Origin of the sequence: Oceanicaulis sp. UBA6590, from assembly GCF_002433705.1 — a bacterium.
Lineage (GTDB): Bacteria > Pseudomonadota > Alphaproteobacteria > Caulobacterales > Maricaulaceae > Oceanicaulis.
In genome coordinates this window covers 13,520-32,529 of the sequence record NZ_DJIQ01000001.1, presented here as the reverse complement: position 1 = coordinate 32,529, position 19,010 = coordinate 13,520, and the positions used below count along the sequence as shown (strand labels likewise).

The following is a 19,010-nucleotide window of genomic DNA, read 5'->3' as shown; positions in this document are numbered from 1 at the left end:
GCGGGTTACGCCCTAGATCCTGTGCGCGACGCAAGGAGGATGAGGGCGCATGAGTCCGGAACAGATCAGCGAAGTCATCGCGCTCGCCTGGGCTGACGATGTGAGCTTTGAGGCGATAAAAGCAGAGACCGGGCTCAGCGAGCCGGAAGTCATTGCGATCATGCGCAGCTCGCTGAAGCCATCAAGCTTCAGGCTCTGGCGCCAGCGCGTGTCCGGACGGGTCAGCAAGCATGCCAGGATCAAGGCCATGCGGGACAATGCCCCTAGACCCTGATTGTGCCCTTGTCGGCCTGGAGGATCAGCTTGCGATAGTCATTGAGGTCGCCGTCATAGCGGGTGGCGCGACCGTTATTGACCAGCCAGAGCTGATCCGCCGTGCCTTCGGCCAGATAGACATCGTGGGTGATGAGGATCACCGCGCCCTTATAGTCGTTGAGCGCGTAGATCAGCGCTTCGCGGCTGTCGATATCCAGGTGCGAGGTCGGTTCGTCGAGGATCAGCACATGGGGCTTTTCCATCGCCATCAGGCCGAGCAGCAAGCGCACTTTCTCGCCGCCTGACAGCTTCTCGATCTTTGTGCCGACCTTCTCATGGGGAAAGCCCATGGCGGCGGCGGCGGCGCGCTGCTTGGATTCCGGCGATCCCTGGGGCAATGCGTCCTGAACGTGCTGCAGCACGGTTTCGCCTTCGCGCAGCTCGTCCATCTGGTCTTGCGAGAAATACCCGATCCGCAGCGAGCGCGGCGCGGTGCGGTCGCCCGCAATCAGCGGCAGGCGCTCTGCGATGGATTTGACGAGCGTGGTCTTGCCCTGACCATTGGCGCCGACAATGGCGATGCGATCCTCGGGATCAAGGCGCAGATCGACGCCCTTGAGGATTACCGCATCCTCGCCATACCCCACCTTGGCGTCGCGCAATTGCAGAAGCGGCGGCGACAGCGTGTCGGCCGAGCTGGGGAAGGAAAACGGGGTCGTGCGCTCGGCGATGGGGATGGTGATTTCCTGCATCTTCTCGAGCCGCTTGACCCGCGACTGGGCCTGGCTGGCCTTGGAGGCCTTGGCGCCGAAGCGGTCGATGAAGGCCTGCAGGTGCGCGCGATCGGCTTCCTGCTTGGCGCGCTGGCTTTCAAGGAGCGCAGTCTTGGCGGCGCGCAGCTTCAGCCAGGCGTCATAACCGCCCGGCGAGATCGACAGCTGCTGGTGTTCGAGCGCCAGCGTATGGGTGACGCAGCGATTGAGCATTTCCCGGTCGTGGCTGACGATCAGCACGGTGTGGGGGTATTTCTTCAGATAGCTCTCAAGCCAGGCCGCGCCCTCAAGGTCGAGATAGTTGGTCGGCTCGTCGAGCAGCAGAAGATCAGGTTCCGAGAACAGGACGCCCGCAATCGCGGCGCGCATGCGCCAGCCGCCGGAGAACTCTTTCGTCGGTCGATAGAGATCGGCGTCGCTGAACCCCAGACCCATCAGGACTTCCGCCGCCCGCGATTCCGCAGACCAGGCATCAATGTCTGCCAGCCGCATATGGATCTCACCGATCCGGTCGGGGTCGGTCGCGGTCTCCGCCTCCTGCATCAGGGCATGGCGTTCGGCATCGGTGGCCAGCACCACATCGAGAATGGTGTCGTCAGAGGCTTCCACCTCCTGAGCCACCCAGCCCATGCGCGCGCCCTTGATCAAACGGATCGGGGAGTCCGGCGACGGCTGGTCGATCTCTTCCCGGATCAGCCGCAGAAGCGTGGACTTGCCCGTGCCGTTGCGCCCCACCAGACCGACCTTCCAGCCGCTGGAGATTTGCGCCGAGGCGTTTTCAAACAGCGAGCGGGCGCCGATGCGGTAGTCGAGATTTGAGATCGTAAGCATGGGGGCGGTGTAACCGTCACAGCGCCAGACGCAATGAAAACACGCTGCACCTGCAGCATTCGGCCCTCATTCAACAGACGCCTTCATTGTCACAAATTCGTTGCAAACCATGGACAAGCGCCAAAATGTATATACGCTGCATAGACATTGCATAGCAGATCGGGACCGGAGTGCGCTCATGGCGGACGAGAAGAAGGCCAAGAAGAAAAAGGACAGCCAGCTTGTCATCCGCCTGAACAAGGCTCAGCGCGACCAGTTCGTTCAGCTATGCGATGAGCTGGATACCAGCGCCGCCCGGGAGCTGCGCCTCTTCATCAAGGGCTTCATCGCCCGGCACAAGCCTGAAGAGTCCGCCTGATCCCAAAAGACGCGCCTCACCTAAAAAGGAGACCCGACATGGCGTCGAAGAAAGTCAAAGACCTGAAAAAAGAGATCAAAGCGCGCAAGCAAAAGATCGAAAAGCAGGAAACCAAGCTGAAAAAGGCGAAAAAAGCGCTCAAGAAAGCCGCTTGACGCCAGGCCCAGCCTGACGAAAAAGCCCGCCGGTTCATCCGGCGGGCTTTTTGCTGACAGAAGGCGCCTGCCCCCTCGGCGTCAATAGCCGCCGAATGAGCCTGCCGGACCGGGGAAGACCACCGGGCTTTCAGAGCCATCGGGCGCCACCGACGAGACGCCGAAATAGTAATTGTCGATCACGACATTCTCGAGCGTGAACCCGGTCACATCGCCGACATAGCGGCTGTGGGTCCATTGCGGCGCGTCTGTGAGACGCCAGTAGACGCGATAGCCCATCAGGTTCGCCGCCGGCTCGCCTTCAGGACGCGCCCAGCTCAGCGTCGTGGATGGCCGGACTGCGCCGGAGATCGTGACATCGGCCGGGAAGGGCGGCGCCCCGGCCAGTTGCGCCAGCGTGGCGATGTTCAGGGCGGTCAGCTTGGCGGCGTAGTCAAAGTCGACGGCTTCGAGCACATCGCCATATTCGATGCCGTCCTCGACCCGGATATCCTGATGCTGGCGGTTGTAATCCTCATGGGTCTCCATGATCCGCACGCCCGGCATGCCCGCCTCGTTGAAGGGGCGGTGATGCCCGCCGCGGCCAAACCGGTCGAGGCGATAGACCATCATCACATCCAGATTGGGCACATACTGATCCGCCGTGCGGTCAATGAAGCGCGCCAGATTGCGTGAGGGAGAATCCACCTCGCCCCCGGTGAAGCGGCGGATGCGCGCCTCTTCGGGGGTCTCGGTCGCCCGCGTGCCCTCTGAGAAGACGCGCGCCGTGGCGTTGTCGACCACGCCGTCAATGCCGGCGCTGTTGCCGATCATGTCGTTATTGATGACCGCCTTGATCCGCCAGCCCTGTTCCAGCGCGTAATCCGCCACGATGCGGCCGCCGAACAGACCCTGCTCCTCGCCCGCCAGCGCCGCGTAGATGATCGAACCGGCGAACTCGTCCTGACTGAGGACCCGGGCGGCTTCCAGCACGCCCGCGACGCCCGAGGCGTTGTCATTGGCGCCCGGCGCATCAATCTCGGCGTTCATGACGTCCGACGCCCGGCTGTCGATATCGCCGGACATCACCACCATGCGGTCGGGATCCGTGGTTCCGCGCTGGATCGCGATCACCGAAACCACGTCGACCGGATCGGGAATGCGCCGCTCGCCGCTGATGGTCTCGGAGACATACATGACCTCAAGGCAGCCGCCGCATTCTGCGGAAATGCGCTCGAACTCATCATGGATCCAGCGCCGCGCCGCGCCGATGCCGCGGGTCTCGCTCTCGGTTTCAGACGCGGTGTGGCGCGTGCCGAAGCTGACCAACGTGGTGATGTCGTCCTCGATCCGGTCTGCGGACACCGCCGCGACATGATCATGCACATCGAGAACCTCTGAGGGCGGCGCAACCTGCGCGCCCGCGGCCCCGGTCAGGCCGGCGGCCATGACCATGCTGACAAAAATCCGCATACTGAAAACTCCCCTTCTCCGGTCCGTTCGGACTCAGTTCGGCTGCAAGCTAGACCGCACGGGACCGCGCGCCAAGGCGCGGCGTGAACTGCGTCACCCGTCCTGACCTGTCGGAGCCGCCAGGGCGAGATTGAGTTCGATGACGGCGAGCGCCAGATCGGCCTGGGTGTCGACGAGAGCCTCCCGGTTGCCGATCAGGGTGCGCTGGGCGTCCAGGACGTCAATGAAGCTGGCCAGGCCCTCACGATAGAGCGCGTTGAGCTGGTCATAGGCGCGTTCGCCTTCGGCCACGGCGACGCCAAGGTCGTCCAGGCGGTCCTGAACGCTCTCAATCGCCACAAGACCGGTCTCGACCTCCTCCAGAGCGCCCAGCACCACAGTCTGATAAGCCAGCGCCGCTTCCGCCGCCTGCGCCTCGGCCGCGGTCAGTTCAGCCTCGCGGCGCCCGAAATCGAGCAGCGGGATGTCCAGCACGGCTCCGAGACTGGCCGTCAGACCATCCGACAGCCCATCCTCCAGATCCGTGCTGACCGAGCCGGGGAGCCTGAGAGACGGATATAGCTCGGCCGCCTGAACGCCCACATCCGCCGTCGCAGCGATCAGGCGCGCTTCCGCAGCCCGCAGATCGGGCCGGCGCTGGATCAGCTGGGCGGGCTCGCCGATCTCGATCTCGGCCACATAGCCCAATTGCAGGGCGTCGCTGTCTCGCGCGCCGGCGTCTTCCAGCAGAGCGATCGGCGCGCCGGGTGTCCGGCCCAGCAAGACTGCGAGCGCGTTCAGGGCCCGGGTCTGCTGCAGCTCGAGGGCGCCGCGCTGCGCCCGCGTGCGGGCCAGGTCCGCCGCCGCCCGGCGCACATCGAGGTCGGCGGACAAGCCCGCCTCGGCGCGTCTTTGAACAATGTCGAGCGTGCGCTGTTGCAAATCGAGCGAGGCGTCCAGCAAGGCGAGCCGCGCCCGCGCCCGACGCAACTGCACGTACAAGGTGGCAGCAGAGGCGGCTGTCAGACGCCGCACATCCTCGACCTCATAGGCGCTCGCCAGCACACGGGCCTGCGCACGGTCTTCCAGACGACGCAAGCGGCCATTGATATCAAGAATCTGACCAAAGGAGAGCGAGGCCGTTCCCGTATCCCCGCCCGAGCTTCGAGCCGTATAGGACACGCCCGCGTCCAGATCGGGCAGGAAGTCCGAGCGGGCCGCGCCCAGAAGCGCTTCGGCGGCGATCAGCCGCTGAGCGGCCTGGGCAATGTCAAGATTGTCGGCCAGCGCCTCGTTCACCACCGCCGCCAGGGTTGGATCCTCGAAACCCGACCACCAGGCCTCGCCCGCCAGATCATCGGCGTCCTGTTCGAGGGGGCGGGAAAACTGCTCAGGCTCAGGCGTGATGGGTCGAACATAGTCCGGCCCCGCCATGCAGCCGCTCACGGTCAGCGCGGCGGCGACCATCAGAAGACCGGTCCAGCCCCTCATTGCGCCGGCCCATTTTCGCGCAGCACGATGGCGTCTGCGGCTTCCAGCTCCGAGGCCAGGCGCTCCTCGGCTGCAGCGCGAGGCGTGCCGAACCGCGCCAGACCCAAATAGACCACGGGCGTCAGGAACAGGGTGAAGGCCGCAGACAGGCCCAGACCGCCAAAGACGGTCCATCCGATGGAAATGCGGGCCTGGGCGCCGGCGCCCGTCGCCAGGATCAGCGGCAAGGCCCCCAGGACCGTGGAGATCAGGGTCATGGCGATGGGACGCAGGCGGATGATGGCGGCTTCCTCGATCGCCTCGCGCACGGACTTGCCCTCCGCGCGCAGCTGGTCGGCGAACTCGACCACCAGGATGCCGTTCTTCGCCATCAGGCCAATCAGCATGACGAGGCCGATCTGGGAAAAGATGTTCAGCGAGGTGCCCGTCAGGAACAAGGCGTACACCGCCGCCGCCAGGGCGAAGGGCACCGTCAGCATGACAACCAGCGGCCCGGTGAGGCTCTCGAACTGCGCCGCCAGAACCAGGAAGACGATCACCAGCGCGAACACATAAGTCAGTATGAGGTCCCGCGTCGCCTGGTTCAGCGTTTCGGCTTCGCCTTCAAACAAGAGTTCGATATCGTCGGGCAGCGTGTCGGCGGCGAGCCGACGCATCTCGTCTGCAGCCTCGGCGATGGTGAACCCGTCCAGGATATCGGCTTCAAGCTCGATCGCCCGACGCTGTTCGGTGCGATCCAGCTCCGCAGCAACGCCCTGCTCGATGATGGTGGTCAGGGCCGAAAGCGGGATGAGCTCGCCCGAATTGGCGCGCACATACAGGTTGCGCAGGTCGGCGGGGTCGCGCACCGCGCCGGTCTCGCTTTCCAGCACGATCGGGATCGCGCGGTCATTCACATTGAGATCCACCAGGTTCTCGCCATCCACCATGGCGCGCAAGGTGACCGCAAGCTGGTCCAGGGGCACCCCGAGATCGGCGGCGCGACGACGGTCAATCTGGATGGACAATTGCGGCTGGGTCGGCTCATAGCTGATCTCGGGATTGTCGAGAATGTCCGACTCCTGATCCAGACGATCCGCCAGCGTCCGCGCCGCCTCGAAGATGGACGGGTAATCACCGCCCGTGAGAGCGACCTCGATGCCGCTGCGCTGCCCGCCGCCGCCAAAGCTCAATCCGCCCCGCCCGAAGGCGCTCGCGCGCACGCCCGGAATGTCAGACAGCGACGCACTGATTTCGGCGGCGATCTGTGACTGGGTGCGGTCCCGCTCGGTATAGGGCGCCAACGGCGCCGTGATAAAAATCCGGTTCGGGTCCCAGCGCCCCACGACGGTCAGAAGCGACTCGATCTCGCCGCGGTCGATATAGGGTTGCAGGATGGCTTCAATCCGGTCCGCCTGCCGGTCCATATACTCCAGACCGACGCCATCGGGCCCGCCGGCCCAGACATAGACAACGCCGCGATCCTCCTCCGGCGTGAGCTCCCGATCGAGCGCCATGCCAGCGAAGACAGCCCCACCGGCCGCCAGAACACAGATGCCGGCCGTCACCCAGGGATGATTGAGCGCTTGCCGGATCAGCGCGGCGTAACTGCGCGCAAGCACGCCGCCCGTGCGCTGGATCGGCCCCTTCGCGTCATCGCCCGAAGTCAGGTCAAGGCGCGCGGCGAAGGCCGGCACCACCGTGAGCGCCACGAAGGAGGAGATGACCACGGCGAGCGCCAGCAGGAAGCCGAATTCACGGAACAGCCGGCCGGCGGTGGACGGCAGGAAGGAAATCGGCACGAACACGGCGACGAGGACGGCGGTGGTCGCGACAACGGCGAAGAAGACCTGACGCGACCCGATCACCGCCGCCGCCCGGCGCCCGACCCCTTTGGATTGCAGACGATGGATGTTTTCCAGCACGACAATGGCGTCGTCCACGATGAGCCCGGTCGCCAGCACCAGCGCCAGCAAGGTCAGAATGTTGATCGAGAACCCGAACAGCCACAGCCCCGCAACGGCGCCGATCAGCGCGGCGGGAATGGCGGCTGACGGGATCAGCGTTGCCCGGAACTTGCCCAGGAACAACCAGATCACCCCGACGACGATCAGGACCGTGACCGTCAGGGTGAGCAGCACCTCCTGAACCGACTGCCGGATGAACTCGGCTTCATCGGAGGTGACGGTGATTTCCAGATCCTCGAAGCGCTCATTGAGCTGCGCCACGCGCTCCTGAACGGCGTCGGATATGTTGATCGTATTGGAGCGGGCCTGCCGGATGACGCCGATCCCGATCACCTCCCGGCCGTCCAGCCGGGTGAAGCTTGTGGCGTCCGCAGGGGCGAAGAACGCTTCCGCCACATCCCCGACCCGGGTCTGATCCTGAATGATCACCGCCTTCACCCGCTCGGGGGTCGCCGCCGTGGCTTCGGCGCGGACAATGAGCTGCTGATCCGTGGAGCGGAAGCTGCCGACCGGCACGTCAAACGGGGCTTGCCGCAGCGCATCCGCCACATCCCCCACCGTCAGGCCGAACCGGCTCAACCGGATGGGATCGATGACAACGCGCAGTTGCTGCGCCCTCTCGCCGGACAGGTTGACCGTCGCCACGCCGTCAATCGCGGTCAGCTCGGGCACAATGTCGTTCTCGATCCGCCGTGTGAGCTCCTGCTGGTCATAGACGTCACTGACCACGGCCAGGCTGACAATCGCTTCCGCATCGTCATCCGCCTTGACCACGCTGACCTGTTCCACCCGGTCGGGCAGACGTCGACTGACCTGACTGACCGCTTCGCGCAGATCAGAGGCGGCATTGTCGAGATCGACCCCGGGATTGAACTCGACCCGAATCCGGGCGCTGTTCTCTTCACTCGAGGACCGGATCTCCCGTACGCCGCTGACGCGCGCCGCAGCGCCTTCAAGAACGCTTGTCACTTCCGCGTCGACGGTTTCCGGCGCCGCGCCCGGCAGGACCGCGCGCACCGTGGCGATCGGGCGATCCACATCGGGCAGTTCTCGCACTTCCACCGCCATGAGGGCCGCCAGACCCGCAATGACCACAAGCAGGTTGAGCACCACCGCAAGAATGGGGCGCTTGACGGCGAGCGCTGGAAGATCGGATCCGGGGGGCGTCATTGCGCATCCGCCTCCTGGATGACATCCGCGCCCGGCCAGGACGCGACTGGGGCGTCCATCCGGGCCTCACGCGTTTCAATCACATCGACCAGCGCGCCTTCCCGCATGCGCTGGACCCCCTCGGCCACGACCAGATCGCCGTCGCCAAGAGCGCCATTAACCAGAACCGTGCCCTGACGGCGCTGGATCAGCGTGATGGGTATGAGGGCGGCGCGCCCCTCGCGGACCACCCAGACATAGGCGCCGTCGCTGCCCCAGCTGATGGCGGCCTCGGGGACGACCGGCCACAGGTCCGACAAGAGCTCGAACCGGACCGAAAAGCTCATGCCGGGGCGCAGGCGGTCATCCTGATTGTCAAGCCGCGCCCGGACCGTGAAGGTCCGCGAAACGGGATCGATGCGGCTGTCCACATTGATGACCTCGGCGTCATAGGCGCGATCCGCCCCGGCGAAGGGCTGGGCGGTGACGATATCGCCGACCGCAATCCGGCCGAACACCTGCTCGGGCGGATTGAAATCGACGTAGAGCGAGGAGCGGTCATCGAGTTCGGTGATGACGGTTGTCGGGGTGATGCGGGCGCCGGGATCAATATTGGTCAGGCCCACAAATCCGCTGAACGGGGCCCTCACGATGCGGTGGGCCAGGGCGACCTCGGCCTGCTCCACCTCGATCTGCGCCGCCTCGAGCACGGTGACCGCTTCATCGATCTGGCTGTCGGACACCGCGCCCGTATCCTCAATGCGGCGATAGCGCGCCAGCAACTGCTCCGCCTCGCGTACGGCCACCTGCGCCAGCCGCAGATCAAGGCGCTCCTCGTCCGCTTCCAGACGGATCAGCACCTCGCCTTCCTCCACGCGGTCGCCCGCGCTGAAATTCACGCTTTCAACGGCGCCCGCCGCCTCGGGGTAGATCGTTGCGCTCGCCATGGCCCGGGCCGTACCCAGCGCCTCGATCCGTTCCGCCTCTCGCTCCAAAACGACCTGCTGGGCGATCACGCCCACACGTCTTTCCTCTCCGCCGGCCTCAGGGCGCGACGGGGAAGCGGTGTCATCAGAGCATGCGGAAACGACGCATGCTGCGAGCGCAAGCGGGTACAGAAACTGCTTCATGACACCTCCCTACGTGTCCGGGCGGAAGCTGGATCACGGATGTGCGCGAAAAGATGCGCCCGCGCCGGAAGCCGGAGCGCTGCAAGCGCCACGGCCCGTCGCCTCGTATTGTTCCAACCGGCAAGTTCCATTACCGCTCAGGGTCCAGAGCCCCAGCCGCAACCGCGTGGACGCCATGACCCAAGCCGACCCAGATCTTTCAGCCCTCTTGCCGGCCTGCGAGCGCGAGGCTCGCAAACAGATCGGCCAGGGGCGGGTTGCGAACTACATCCCGGCGCTGGCGCGCATCAATCCAAACCAGTTCGGCATGGCGGTCTGCGGCGTGGATGGACGCGAATATGTGATCGGGGACAGCGATGCGCCCTTCTCCATCCAGAGCATTTCCAAGGTTTTCACTCTGGCCCTCGCCCTGCAATCGCCGGGTGCGCCGGGCGTCTGGCAGCGGGTCGGACGCGAACCGTCGGGCAATGCCTTCAATTCTCTCGTCCAGCTGGAATCCGAACAAGGCCTGCCGCGCAACCCGTTCATCAATGCCGGCGCCATCGTCATCACCGACGTCATCACCACCCACTTCGTAAGCCCGGTTCTCCAGATCCTCGGCCTGGTCCGGCGCTACGCCGATTGCGAGGACATCTATATCGACGAGGAAGTCGCCCGGTCTGAAGAGGAGAGCGGCCATCGCAACGCCGCCATCGCCCATCTGCTCAAGAGTCAAGGCAATCTCAATGCAGGCGTGGATGACGTGCTCGCGGCCTATTACCGGCAATGCTCCATCGCGATGACCTGTCGGGACGTGGCGCGCGCCTTCCTGCCGCTCGCCGCTGCCGGGCGCCATCCGCTGACCGACGAAACCCTGATGCCTGCGCTCAGGGCGAAGCGGATCAATTCCCTGCTCCTGACCTGCGGTCTTTATGACGGCGTCGGCAATTTCGCCTACCGGGTCGGCATCCCGGCGAAATCCGGTGTCGGCGGCGGCATCGCCGCCGTCATTCCCGGCCATTTCTCGATCTGCGTCTGGTCGCCCGAACTGGATGAGCTGGGCAATTCGCTTGCAGGCACTCGCGCGCTCGAAGTGTTCTCACGCGAGACCAACCTGTCCGTCTTTTGAGGCCGTCAGCCTGCGTCAGACATAGATCGCGGTCAGCTCGGCCAGATCCTTTGAGGACTGGCGCGCGGACATGAGTGCGGTCTCCACTTCACGCAACGAGTCATGGCTGGCCTCGGACTGGACGTCCTTCAGGCTCAGCTCGAGCCGGTGGTTCAGGGCGACAATCTCTCTGGGCGGCGTGTATTCGCGCATGGGCAGCAGGCCTATGGTCTTGAGCAAGCGATAGAGCTCGGCGTTTTCAACCCCATGCCGGGGACGCGCCTGCGCTCCCAGCCGCGACAGCCAGTATGCGTCCCGCGGAGACCAGACGCGTCCGGTTGCAGGACGGGCGGATGCGGTCTGCGCGGACCGGCCCGGATTGATCAGCTCCGGCAGCGCCCGGGCGCCGGGATGGGCTTCCGCCCAGTCTGAAACCGCCGAAGCGCTGTCGAGTGCGCGCGCAGTGAACTCCTGGGCGATCTGGCGCATGAGCTGCATGAAAGATGACGGGCACGAACTCGCCTTGCGATGCGGGCCCTGAGCCAACCCGTCCAGCGCGGCCAGGCGCATGCGCCACGCCTCAAGGCGGGGGAACGGCTCCAGAAGCTCCGATCCGGACCGGGCGTTGGCGAGCACCTGCAAAGCGCCCGCCACACTGAATTCGGCCATGGCCGGGCGCGCTCCAAACAGGTAGGCGCTATCGCCCAGAGCCGTGTCCAGACGCGCCAGAGTTGCGCTCAGGCGTGACTTGACGGTCTCGGCCGACCCTTCGTCGAGGCCTTGCCTCGAGAAATGCTTGCGGATCTGGGCCGCAACCAACCGGGCCCGCCGCCTTGCCGGCTCGGAGGAATTCTCGGCTTCCAGAAACGACGCCAAACTCGCTTCGGCCTGCTCGCTTTCGCAGACCCAGAAGACATATTCCGCCTGACGGGCCAATTCGGAATCCGACCAGGCCTCCAGCAAGTCGCTGGCGAAACGCTGGGCGGGCGTATCGGGCAAGACGCTCCGGGCGGGATGCCGAGCGTTCAGATGGTCAAGCAGAAGCCGCGTATCGGTAAAGGCGGTCTGGTCTGATACGAGGATGACGGGCGTGGCCACGCGCTTGAGCCGGGGCTTGATATAGGACTGCACCACCTCGACGGTCGCCGGTTTCTCCGTCATGGGCAGGTTCGCCCACCGCAGGAAAAGGCGCGCCTTGACCGTGGCGGCGGAAAACGGGGTTCCGATCAGCGTGTACGTCAAATCCATGGCGTGAACCTTCCAGTCAGGACTGGAGATGTAACGACACGTGGCGTGAATCCGTTCCGCGGCGGCTGCCCAGACACCGACAGGGTCGCGCTGCAACACGCTTGATCCGCTTAGCGTCCGCGATGCGCAAACCTCTAACACGCACAGGAAATTCGCGCACAGTGAGGCGCCGGGACGGGTTTGCTTCAATGGAAGGAAACTGGCGGAGGGAAAGAACTCACCCTCTAACTCTCTGATAAGCCATGGCGAGTCGCCCACAACACCCGCCCACTTCCAAGCATTTCCTCGTATGCGCACCATTACGCAGTTCGCAAACGCGAGTGGCCAGCCGCGCTCATGCGGACATTTCACGTAGCCCTGCTCACCATTGCGCAACAATCTGACTGGTTTGTGCAAAGAATAGCGCTCACGAGTGAATCCAGGAGAATCGTGGCGAATTGCTTCGTAACTCTTGGAGGGGGTGGACCTGGTATCCAACCTTCTCTGGACGACCTGCCGTCTGACAGGTCACCCTTCTCCTGGGCGATCCAGCTTCCTTGCAGGCCTACCAGTAGTGCCCAAGGCGATGGAACCGAGGCGGTGTCCCTCCCAGCGGTATTCTTGCGGTCGGGTAGCCGACAAGGGCGGGGATCGGGGTCGTGCGACCCGTGACCAGGGCTCGGAGGCGGCGGATTCGGCTTTCGGTCGGGGGATGCGTCCTGAGCAACGAAGGCTCCGGAATGCGGCGGCCGGGCAGAAGAATCTCCTCCCAGAACCGACCGACCCGACGTTCGAGCTTGACGAGCGCGCGCACGAGGCCGTCCGGGTCGCCGGTCAGCTCTGCGGCGGCGCGGTCGGCATCGTATTCGCGCGTCCGCGACAGGCCGAGCTGGACAAGCGCCATCAGCGTGGGCGCGAAGATCAGGAGCACCACGACCGACCAGGGCACATGGACCATGCCCGCCATCACGAGCGGCAGGTTCAGAAGCAGCAGGAATTGCCCTACCCAGCTGGCCAACGACACCAGCCGCGACATCACATCTGCGAGCCCCATGATCCAGAGGTCGCGATGGGCGATGTGGCCGATCTCGTGCGCGAGGACGCTGGCAAGTTCGCGGCCGTCGAGGATCTCGAACAGCCCGTCGGTGACGCAGATCGTGCTGTCCTCGGGGCTGCCCATGGCAAAGGCGTTCGGCAGCCGGCTCGGGACGCGATACAGCGCCGGGGTGCGCGGCAGGCCGGCGCGGCGCGCGAGCTCGGCAAGTGCTGCGACGAGACCGGGGGCCTCGCGCCCCGTGAGACGCTGGGCGCGATAGGCCGACAGCAGCATCCGCCGCGACAGGTCGGGGGCCAGAAACAGGCCGGCGACCATGCCGAGCGCGACGAGCAGCCCCGTTCCGGGCCCCAGGATCACCGTGACCGAAACCCAGGCGAGCGCCGCCATGAGCCCGAGCAGCAGCGCCGATTGCATGAGATTGAGCAGACGGTGGCGGGCGGAGGCTGCAGTCATCGCGTCTCCTGGCCTCCCGGTTCGCGTCGGTCCTGATCGCGCACGAGCCAATGGACAACGCCGAGCGCAAGCGCCGCGCCCGCGAGTGCGGCAATCTTGGCCGGCTCCGTCTCGCCGAGGTCGAGGATGATGAACTTTCGTGCGATAGCCAGCAGCGCGATCAGCACGATCGTGCGGACCTGAAGGATGCCGAAGCTGCGTTCGGTCGCAACAAGAAGGGAGCGCTTGAACTCAAGGGCAATCACCACGGTGAAGATCATGCCGAAGACCACCTGGAAGGTAGCGAAATCAAGTGTGTCGAATGCCCCCAGGACCAGGCGGCTCATGACTTCACGCATCAGCGCCCAGACCGACGCCACGACAATAACCGCGATGATGGCGCTCAGGACGAAGATGACGATCTGTTCGAACTTCTCGTAGACCGTCATCGCCGACCATTGTTCACGGGTCAGCCCGGATCGCTTCAAGTCTTTCATCATTGCCCCTCGAAAGCCGCCCCGGGGAGACAAGCTGCCCGGGGCTTCACCAGATTACGCGATATCACACGGAGCGGAAGGGAGGCCGCAAACCGGCGATGCCGGATATGGCGAATCAGTCGTTCTTGACCTCGATGCGCTTGACCCTGGCCTGGGCCTCGGGGGTCTGTGGCAGCATGATCGTCAGAACCCCGTTCTTGAAGGATGCCTGCGCCTTTTCGCCATCCACACCGGGAGGGAGCGGAATTGTCCGGTAGATCGCGCCGTAGCTGCGTTCGGAGAGGTAGTAGCCCTTCTTCTCCTCCTGCCGCTCGATGCGCTTCTCGCCCTTCACGGTCAGCATGTCGTCGCTGACCGTCACCTCGATGTCCTTCATCTCCATGCCCGGGAGCTCGATCGAGATTTCGATCGCATTGTCGGTCTCGACCACGTCGGATTTCGCCTCGCCACTGCTCCAGGGCCAGTCGAGATGGCCGATGCGGTTCCAGAAGTTTTCGAACACATGGTTCATTTCGCGCTGGAGCGTCGCGATCGGGTTGTCTTCGCTGCTCTTGGCGTCTGGGGCGCCGTCCTTGCGAGCCCAGGGAATGAGGTCTTTGATCTGCATTATATGGTCTCCTTCGGTTTTCAGGCGCCCTTGACGGCGATCCTCTTCGGCTGTGCTTCAGGGGCTCGGGGGAGCGTCAAAGTGAGGACACCTCCACGCATCTCGGCTTCGATCCGGTCGGGGTCGAAGTCCTCGGACAGCGTGAAGGCACGCTCGAAATCGCCCTCGCCATATTCGGCATAGGCAAGTTCGAGGTTTTCCGGCCGCACCGGGTCAACCTTGCCGCGGATCGTCAACACACGATTTTCGAGCGTGATTTCGACCGTATCGGCGGCGACCCCAGGCATTTCAAGCATCATGGAGACACCCTGATCGGTCTCGACGATATCGGTCAGCGGGTGGTAGATGCGTCCGCCGCCGGTGGTCTCGGGCGAGTCGGTCGGCGTCTTTTCGGCGGCTTGCGTGATGTCGGTGCTCATCGTTCCAGCTCCTCTCAGGCTGCCTTGATCTCGATTTTCTTCGGCTTTTCTTCCTCGGGCCGGGAGATGACGATCCGCAGCACGCCGTTCGTCATCCTCGCCTCGACCTTGTCATCCGAGGCCGCGAACGGCAGGCGGATAGTGCGGGAAAACCTGCCGAAACCGCGTTCGTTGCGGTGCCAGCGCGCACCGTCGGGAACCTCGGGCGCCTTGCGTTCGCCCGAAAGCGTCAGGACGTTGTCCTTAACCGAAATCTCAATGTCGCCCGGTTCGATGCCGGGAAGTTCAGCGGCGATGGCAACGGCCTCAGGGCCTTGCCAGACATTCACCGCCGGGAACGCCGCGCGGGCCGGCGGCCAGAAACCGCGGTCGAGATCGCGCATCATGGAGCGCATCAGCGCAAAGGGATCGCTGCGGCGCAGATATGTCGGGTAGAGCATTACTGGCCTCCTGTTGCTGATCGATGCCCCCGAACCGTCGGCATGGAGGGACCGGGCAACGGTGCCGGCCGGATGTCGGTTCGGAGACCGCCCATCAAGATAGGCGGTTCCATTTATTATGCAAGCATGTATGATGCTTGCATTGCACTTTGGGTAGACCGCAGTCTATCCTGTTTCTCATGCAGACGGAGGAAAGATACCCTTGATCACTTCTGATCTCGCCCTGATCGGGACGACGATCCACCGGGTCGCGCAGCTCATCCAGCAGCGGATCGACCAAGACATCCGCGACAGCGGCCTGACCCGCCTGTCCTGGATGGCGGCGGCGCATGTCGAGGATGCGCCCGGGCTGACCATCGGCGATCTGGCCGACCGACTTGAGGTCGGCCCGGCCACTGCGGGCCAGCTCGTCGATCGCATGGTCCGGGGCGGCTGGGTCGAGCGGTCGCCCTCGCTCGACGACAGGCGGTCGCAGATCGTCACCGCAACGTCGAAGGCCCGGGGGATGCTGGAGGAACTCGCGCCGCGGCAATCGGCGCTCGAACATGAAATCCTGCAGGATCTGTCGGCAGACGAAAGGCGCATCCTGCTGGCGCTGCTCGAGCGGATCAGGGCGCGGCTCGGGCGCCAGTGAAAGGGATAAGCGGCATGGAAAGGAAGACCGAATACAACATCTGGTACTGGGTGGTGGCTTTCATAGCCGTGCTTTTCATCCAGAACCTGATCGCCGGCTGGCAATCCGTCGCACCGATCAGCTACAGCCAGTTCGAGAGCTATCTCGAGGATGGCAGGGTCGCGTCCGTCGCGGTCGGGTCAGACACCATCACCGGCACCTTCACCGACCCCGTCGACGGCAAGAGCCAGTTCGTCACCACGGTCGTGGATCCCGCGATCCTGCAGCGGATCGACCGCTCCGGCGTCGAGATCACGGGCGTTCCTCAGAACACCTTTCTCGGCACGCTGATTTCCTGGGTGGCGCCAGCGCTTGTCTTCTTCGGAATCTGGATGCTGCTGTTCCGTAAGTTCGCCGACAAACAGGGTTTCGGCGGGTTCATGCAGGTCGGCCGCAGCAAGGCCAAGGTTTACATGGAAAAAGAAACCGGCGTCAGCTTCGCCGACGTGGCCGGTGTGGACGAGGCCAAGGCCGAGCTCGAGGAGGTCGTAGAGTTCCTCAGGAACCCCGCCGAATACGGAAAGCTGGGCGCACATATCCCCAAAGGCATATTGCTTGTCGGGCCGCCAGGCACCGGCAAGACGCTTCTAGCGCGCGCAGTGGCAGGCGAGGCCGGCGTGACCTTCTTTTCGATCTCGGGCTCCGAGTTCGTCGAGATGTTCGTGGGCGTCGGTGCCGCGCGGGTGCGCGACCTCTTCGAGCAGGCTCGGAAATCCGCGCCGGCGATCATCTTCATCGACGAGCTGGACGCTCTCGGGCGGGCGCGCTCCTCCGGCCAGATCGCTGGCGGCCACGATGAGCGTGAGCAGACGCTGAACCAGCTTCTGACCGAGCTCGACGGCTTCGACCCTTCGGTGGGCATCGTGCTCCTGGCCGCCACCAACCGACCAGAGATCCTCGACCCCGCGCTGCTGCGTGCGGGACGCTTCGACCGGCAGGTGCTGGTGGATCGGCCGGATAAGAAGGGACGTGTGCAGATTCTCGGCGTTCACATGAAAAAGGTGAAGCTCGCCCCGGACGTCGATGCCGAGAAGGTCGCAGCGCTTACTCCCGGCTTTTCCGGGGCGGACCTCGCCAATCTCGTCAACGAGGCTGCGCTGCTTGCCACGCGCCGCAAGGCCGATGCGGTGACGATGGACGACTTCAACAATGCCGTCGAGCGTCTCATCGCAGGGTTGGAAAAGAAGAACCGCGTTCTGAACCCGCGCGAACGCGAGATCGTGGCGCACCACGAGATGGGGCACGCGCTGGTGGCGATGGCTCTGCCGGGGGTGGACCCGGTGCACAAGGTCTCGATCATACCGCGCGGAATTGGCGCGCTCGGCTACACGATCCAGCGCCCGACCGAGGACCGCTTCCTGATGACGCGGGAGGAACTCGAGAACAAGATCGCCGTGCTGCTGGGCGGGCGCGCGGCCGAGAAGATTGTCTACGACCACCTCTCGACCGGGGCGGCGGACGATCTGGTCAAGGCCACCGATATCGCCCGCGCCATGGTCGCGCGGTACGGGATGGACGAAGACCTCGGGCATGTCAGCTACGACACCGATCGGCCCGGCTTTCTCGGCACCGGCGACCAGTCGTCGTGGCTGAACCGCCGCTACAGCGAGGCCACTGCCGAGCGGATGGACGCGAAGGTGCGCGACATCGTGGATGGCGTGTTCAAGCGCACCGTCTCGCTTCTCGAAGCCAACCGGGCGCTGCTCGAGCAATCGGCGCAGGATCTCCTGCAACGGGAGACACTGGACGAGCCCGATCTGGTGGCAATTGGGTCCAAGGTGAAAAGAACGGAAGCAGTCGCTGCGTGACACCGTCACTGACGCAGATGATCGGTGGACAACCCTGACTGGATAAAGAAACGGAGAGGAAAAATGGCAAACGGAGCTTGCGATATTTGCGGTCGCCCGGCGACGGCGCGCGTGCGCGCCTCGGTGAACGGCAAAGTTCAGAACATGGAGCTGTGCGATCAGCACTACCGCGAAATGGTGCGCCGGTCGGGCCGCAGCGCATCGCCGCTGGAGTCCCTGTTCGGACGACATTCCCTTTTTGACGAATTCTTCGGCGATAGCGGGTTCGGCAGCCTGTTCAGCGACAGCCCGCTGCGGGGTGGTGCACTGGGCGCCACGGGCGCGGGTGAGGACGACGTCGTGGATGCCACCTTCGGGGAGGAAACGCCGCGCCGCGGATCGCGGCGCGGCGGCGGACGCACCATCGCCGATCGGCTGAGCGAACAGGGCAACAAGCTGCTGCAGGATGCAGCACAGAAGGCCGGGGAATTCGGGCGCAGCGAGGTCGATACCGAACATCTGCTTCTGGCATTGACCTCGTCTGACGTCGTCAAGACGATCCTGGAACAGTTCAAGGTCGATGTGGACGACCTGCGGCGCCAGATCGAGAAGGAAGCGAAGCGTGGAGACGCCAAGACGGAAGGCGAAATCGGCGTAAGCCCTCGCCTGAAGGACGCGCTGAACCGGGCCTTCATCGCCTCGAACGAACTCGGCCATTCCTATGTCGGTCCCGAGCACCTTCTGATCGGACTTGCCGAGGAAGGTGAAGGCCTGGCCGCGGCGATGCTGCGCAAGCTGGGGTTGACGCCGCAGGCGCTGCGTCAGCAGGTGACGAAGGTGGTCGGCAAGGGAGCCGAGGAAGGCCGCGTCGAGACTCCGTCGAACACCCCCGATCTCGACCAGTTCAGCCGTGACCTGACGAAGCTCGCCCGCGAGGGCAAGCTCGATCCCGTCATCGGCCGCGCCCGCGAGATCGAGACGACGATCGAAGTGCTGGCCCGCCGGAAAAAGAACAACCCGGTGCTGATCGGCGAGCCCGGCGTGGGCAAGACCGCCATCGTCGAGGGACTTGCACAACGGATCGTCGCGGGCGAAGTGCCCGAGGCGCTGCGCGACAAGCGGCTGGTCGAGCTCAACATCAACTCGATGGTGGCCGGGTCGAAGTATCGCGGCGAGTTCGAGGAGCGAGTCCAGAAGATCCTCAAGGAGATCACCGAGGAGAAGGACAGCCTGATCCTGTTCATCGACGAGATGCACACCATCGT

At 64.6% G+C, this 19,010-nt stretch carries 17 protein-coding genes; 6 read left to right on the top strand and 11 right to left on the bottom strand.

The annotated features are described in order from the left end of the window. Positions 1-49: 49 nt before the first annotated feature. On the top strand, positions 50-274 hold the full coding sequence (locus B2Z70_RS00165; protein ID WP_009802119.1) for a TIGR03643 family protein: 225 nt from the start codon (positions 50-52) through the stop codon (positions 272-274). Here B2Z70_RS00165 and B2Z70_RS00160 read toward each other — a convergent pair. After that, positions 264-1,859 carry an ABC-F family ATP-binding cassette domain-containing protein gene (locus tag B2Z70_RS00160; RefSeq protein WP_009802120.1) on the bottom strand — a complete coding sequence of 532 codons (1,596 nt, stop codon included), beginning with the start codon at positions 1,857-1,859 and terminating at the stop codon, positions 264-266. The genes B2Z70_RS00165 and B2Z70_RS00160 overlap by 11 nt on opposite strands. 178 nt (positions 1,860-2,037) lie before the next feature. On the opposite strand from B2Z70_RS00160, the gene B2Z70_RS00155 reads away from it, so the two are divergent. Beyond that, a complete protein-coding gene (locus tag B2Z70_RS00155) occupies positions 2,038-2,217 on the top strand; it encodes a hypothetical protein (protein ID WP_292979795.1) in 180 nt (59 codons plus the stop codon). A 236-nt stretch (positions 2,218-2,453) separates the two neighbouring features. Here B2Z70_RS00155 and B2Z70_RS00150 read toward each other — a convergent pair whose 3' ends face one another. The 4 genes from B2Z70_RS00150 to B2Z70_RS00135 all read right to left on the bottom strand — a co-directional run bounded on the left by B2Z70_RS00150 (position 2,454) and on the right by B2Z70_RS00135 (position 9,519). Further along, positions 2,454-3,824: a M28 family metallopeptidase gene (locus B2Z70_RS00150; RefSeq protein ID WP_292979793.1), complete on the bottom strand. Its 1,371-nt coding sequence runs from the start codon at positions 3,822-3,824 to the stop codon at positions 2,454-2,456. Between the two features lie 93 nt (positions 3,825-3,917). Beyond that, positions 3,918-5,294: an efflux transporter outer membrane subunit gene (locus B2Z70_RS00145; RefSeq protein WP_292979791.1), complete on the bottom strand. Its 1,377-nt coding sequence runs from the start codon at positions 5,292-5,294 to the stop codon at positions 3,918-3,920. Beyond that, the gene (locus B2Z70_RS00140; protein WP_292979789.1) at positions 5,291-8,410 is read right to left on the bottom strand and encodes an efflux RND transporter permease subunit; all 3,120 of its coding nucleotides are present in this window, start codon (positions 8,408-8,410) and stop codon (positions 5,291-5,293) included. The genes B2Z70_RS00145 and B2Z70_RS00140 overlap by 4 nt, the downstream gene beginning before the upstream one ends. Beyond that, positions 8,407-9,519 carry an efflux RND transporter periplasmic adaptor subunit gene (locus tag B2Z70_RS00135; protein WP_292979787.1) on the bottom strand — a complete coding sequence of 371 codons (1,113 nt, stop codon included), beginning with the start codon at positions 9,517-9,519 and terminating at the stop codon, positions 8,407-8,409. Before B2Z70_RS00135 ends, B2Z70_RS00140 begins: the two co-directional genes overlap by 4 nt. A 175-nt stretch (positions 9,520-9,694) precedes the next feature. Here B2Z70_RS00135 and B2Z70_RS00130 point away from each other — a divergent pair, with 175 nt between their 5' ends. After that, on the top strand, positions 9,695-10,627 hold the full coding sequence (locus tag B2Z70_RS00130; protein ID WP_009802127.1) for a glutaminase: 933 nt from the start codon (positions 9,695-9,697) through the stop codon (positions 10,625-10,627). Between the two features lie 15 nt (positions 10,628-10,642). Here the strand turns inward: B2Z70_RS00130 and B2Z70_RS00125 are convergent, their stop codons facing one another. The 6 genes from B2Z70_RS00125 to B2Z70_RS00100 form a co-directional block, all read right to left on the bottom strand. Then, positions 10,643-11,854, bottom strand: coding sequence for a glutathione S-transferase family protein (locus tag B2Z70_RS00125; RefSeq protein WP_292979782.1), 1,212 nt, complete (start codon positions 11,852-11,854; stop codon positions 10,643-10,645). A gap of 544 nt (positions 11,855-12,398) precedes the next feature. Continuing rightward, entirely contained in the window at positions 12,399-13,343 is a 945-nt protein-coding gene (locus tag B2Z70_RS00120) for a zinc metalloprotease HtpX (protein WP_292979780.1), read from the bottom strand. Then, complete coding sequence (locus tag B2Z70_RS00115) at positions 13,340-13,771, bottom strand: phosphate-starvation-inducible PsiE family protein (protein ID WP_292979778.1); 432 nt, start codon at positions 13,769-13,771, stop codon at positions 13,340-13,342. The genes B2Z70_RS00120 and B2Z70_RS00115 overlap by 4 nt, the downstream gene beginning before the upstream one ends. Positions 13,772-13,934: 163 nt before the next feature. Then, positions 13,935-14,426: an Hsp20/alpha crystallin family protein gene (locus B2Z70_RS00110; RefSeq protein ID WP_292979776.1), complete on the bottom strand. Its 492-nt coding sequence runs from the start codon at positions 14,424-14,426 to the stop codon at positions 13,935-13,937. A gap of 20 nt (positions 14,427-14,446) precedes the next feature. Beyond that, positions 14,447-14,845 (bottom strand): Hsp20/alpha crystallin family protein, encoded by a 399-nt coding sequence (locus tag B2Z70_RS00105; RefSeq protein ID WP_292979774.1) that lies wholly within the window; start codon positions 14,843-14,845, stop codon positions 14,447-14,449. 14 nt (positions 14,846-14,859) lie between these two features. Beyond that, the gene (locus B2Z70_RS00100; RefSeq protein ID WP_185926886.1) at positions 14,860-15,285 is read right to left on the bottom strand and encodes an Hsp20/alpha crystallin family protein; all 426 of its coding nucleotides are present in this window, start codon (positions 15,283-15,285) and stop codon (positions 14,860-14,862) included. 202 nt (positions 15,286-15,487) lie between these two features. Between B2Z70_RS00100 and B2Z70_RS00095 the strand changes: the two genes are divergently transcribed. The 3 genes from B2Z70_RS00095 to B2Z70_RS00085 all read left to right on the top strand — a co-directional run. Next, positions 15,488-15,919, top strand: coding sequence for a MarR family winged helix-turn-helix transcriptional regulator (locus tag B2Z70_RS00095; RefSeq protein ID WP_185926887.1), 432 nt, complete (start codon positions 15,488-15,490; stop codon positions 15,917-15,919). A gap of 14 nt (positions 15,920-15,933) precedes the next feature. Then, positions 15,934-17,766: an ATP-dependent zinc metalloprotease FtsH gene (gene ftsH, locus B2Z70_RS00090; protein WP_292979769.1), complete on the top strand. Its 1,833-nt coding sequence runs from the start codon at positions 15,934-15,936 to the stop codon at positions 17,764-17,766. 63 nt (positions 17,767-17,829) lie between these two features. Then, a partial coding sequence (locus tag B2Z70_RS00085; RefSeq protein WP_292979767.1) for a Clp protease N-terminal domain-containing protein occupies positions 17,830-19,010 on the top strand: 1,181 nt, incomplete at its 3' end.

Coding starts and splice junctions, on each gene's coding strand:
- B2Z70_RS00120 (WP_292979780.1), bottom strand. CDS start 13,343: ATGACTGCAGCCTCCGCCCGCCACCGTCTGCTCAATCTCATGCAATCG.
- B2Z70_RS00115 (WP_292979778.1), bottom strand. CDS start 13,771: ATGACGGTCTACGAGAAGTTCGAACAGATCGTCATCTTCGTCCTGAGC.
- B2Z70_RS00130 (WP_009802127.1), top strand. CDS start 9,695: ATGACCCAAGCCGACCCAGATCTTTCAGCCCTCTTGCCGGCCTGCGAG.
- B2Z70_RS00160 (WP_009802120.1), bottom strand. CDS start 1,859: ATGCTTACGATCTCAAATCTCGACTACCGCATCGGCGCCCGCTCGCTG.
- B2Z70_RS00165 (WP_009802119.1), top strand. CDS start 50: ATGAGTCCGGAACAGATCAGCGAAGTCATCGCGCTCGCCTGGGCTGAC.
- B2Z70_RS00110 (WP_292979776.1), bottom strand. CDS start 14,426: ATGCAGATCAAAGACCTCATTCCCTGGGCTCGCAAGGACGGCGCCCCA.
- B2Z70_RS00150 (WP_292979793.1), bottom strand. CDS start 3,824: ATGCGGATTTTTGTCAGCATGGTCATGGCCGCCGGCCTGACCGGGGCC.
- B2Z70_RS00145 (WP_292979791.1), bottom strand. CDS start 5,294: ATGAGGGGCTGGACCGGTCTTCTGATGGTCGCCGCCGCGCTGACCGTG.
- B2Z70_RS00155 (WP_292979795.1), top strand. CDS start 2,038: ATGGCGGACGAGAAGAAGGCCAAGAAGAAAAAGGACAGCCAGCTTGTC.
- B2Z70_RS00135 (WP_292979787.1), bottom strand. CDS start 9,519: ATGAAGCAGTTTCTGTACCCGCTTGCGCTCGCAGCATGCGTCGTTTCC.
- B2Z70_RS00125 (WP_292979782.1), bottom strand. CDS start 11,854: ATGGATTTGACGTACACGCTGATCGGAACCCCGTTTTCCGCCGCCACG.
- B2Z70_RS00100 (WP_185926886.1), bottom strand. CDS start 15,285: ATGCTCTACCCGACATATCTGCGCCGCAGCGATCCCTTTGCGCTGATG.
- B2Z70_RS00105 (WP_292979774.1), bottom strand. CDS start 14,845: ATGAGCACCGACATCACGCAAGCCGCCGAAAAGACGCCGACCGACTCG.
- ftsH (WP_292979769.1), top strand. CDS start 15,934: ATGGAAAGGAAGACCGAATACAACATCTGGTACTGGGTGGTGGCTTTC.
- B2Z70_RS00140 (WP_292979789.1), bottom strand. CDS start 8,410: ATGACGCCCCCCGGATCCGATCTTCCAGCGCTCGCCGTCAAGCGCCCC.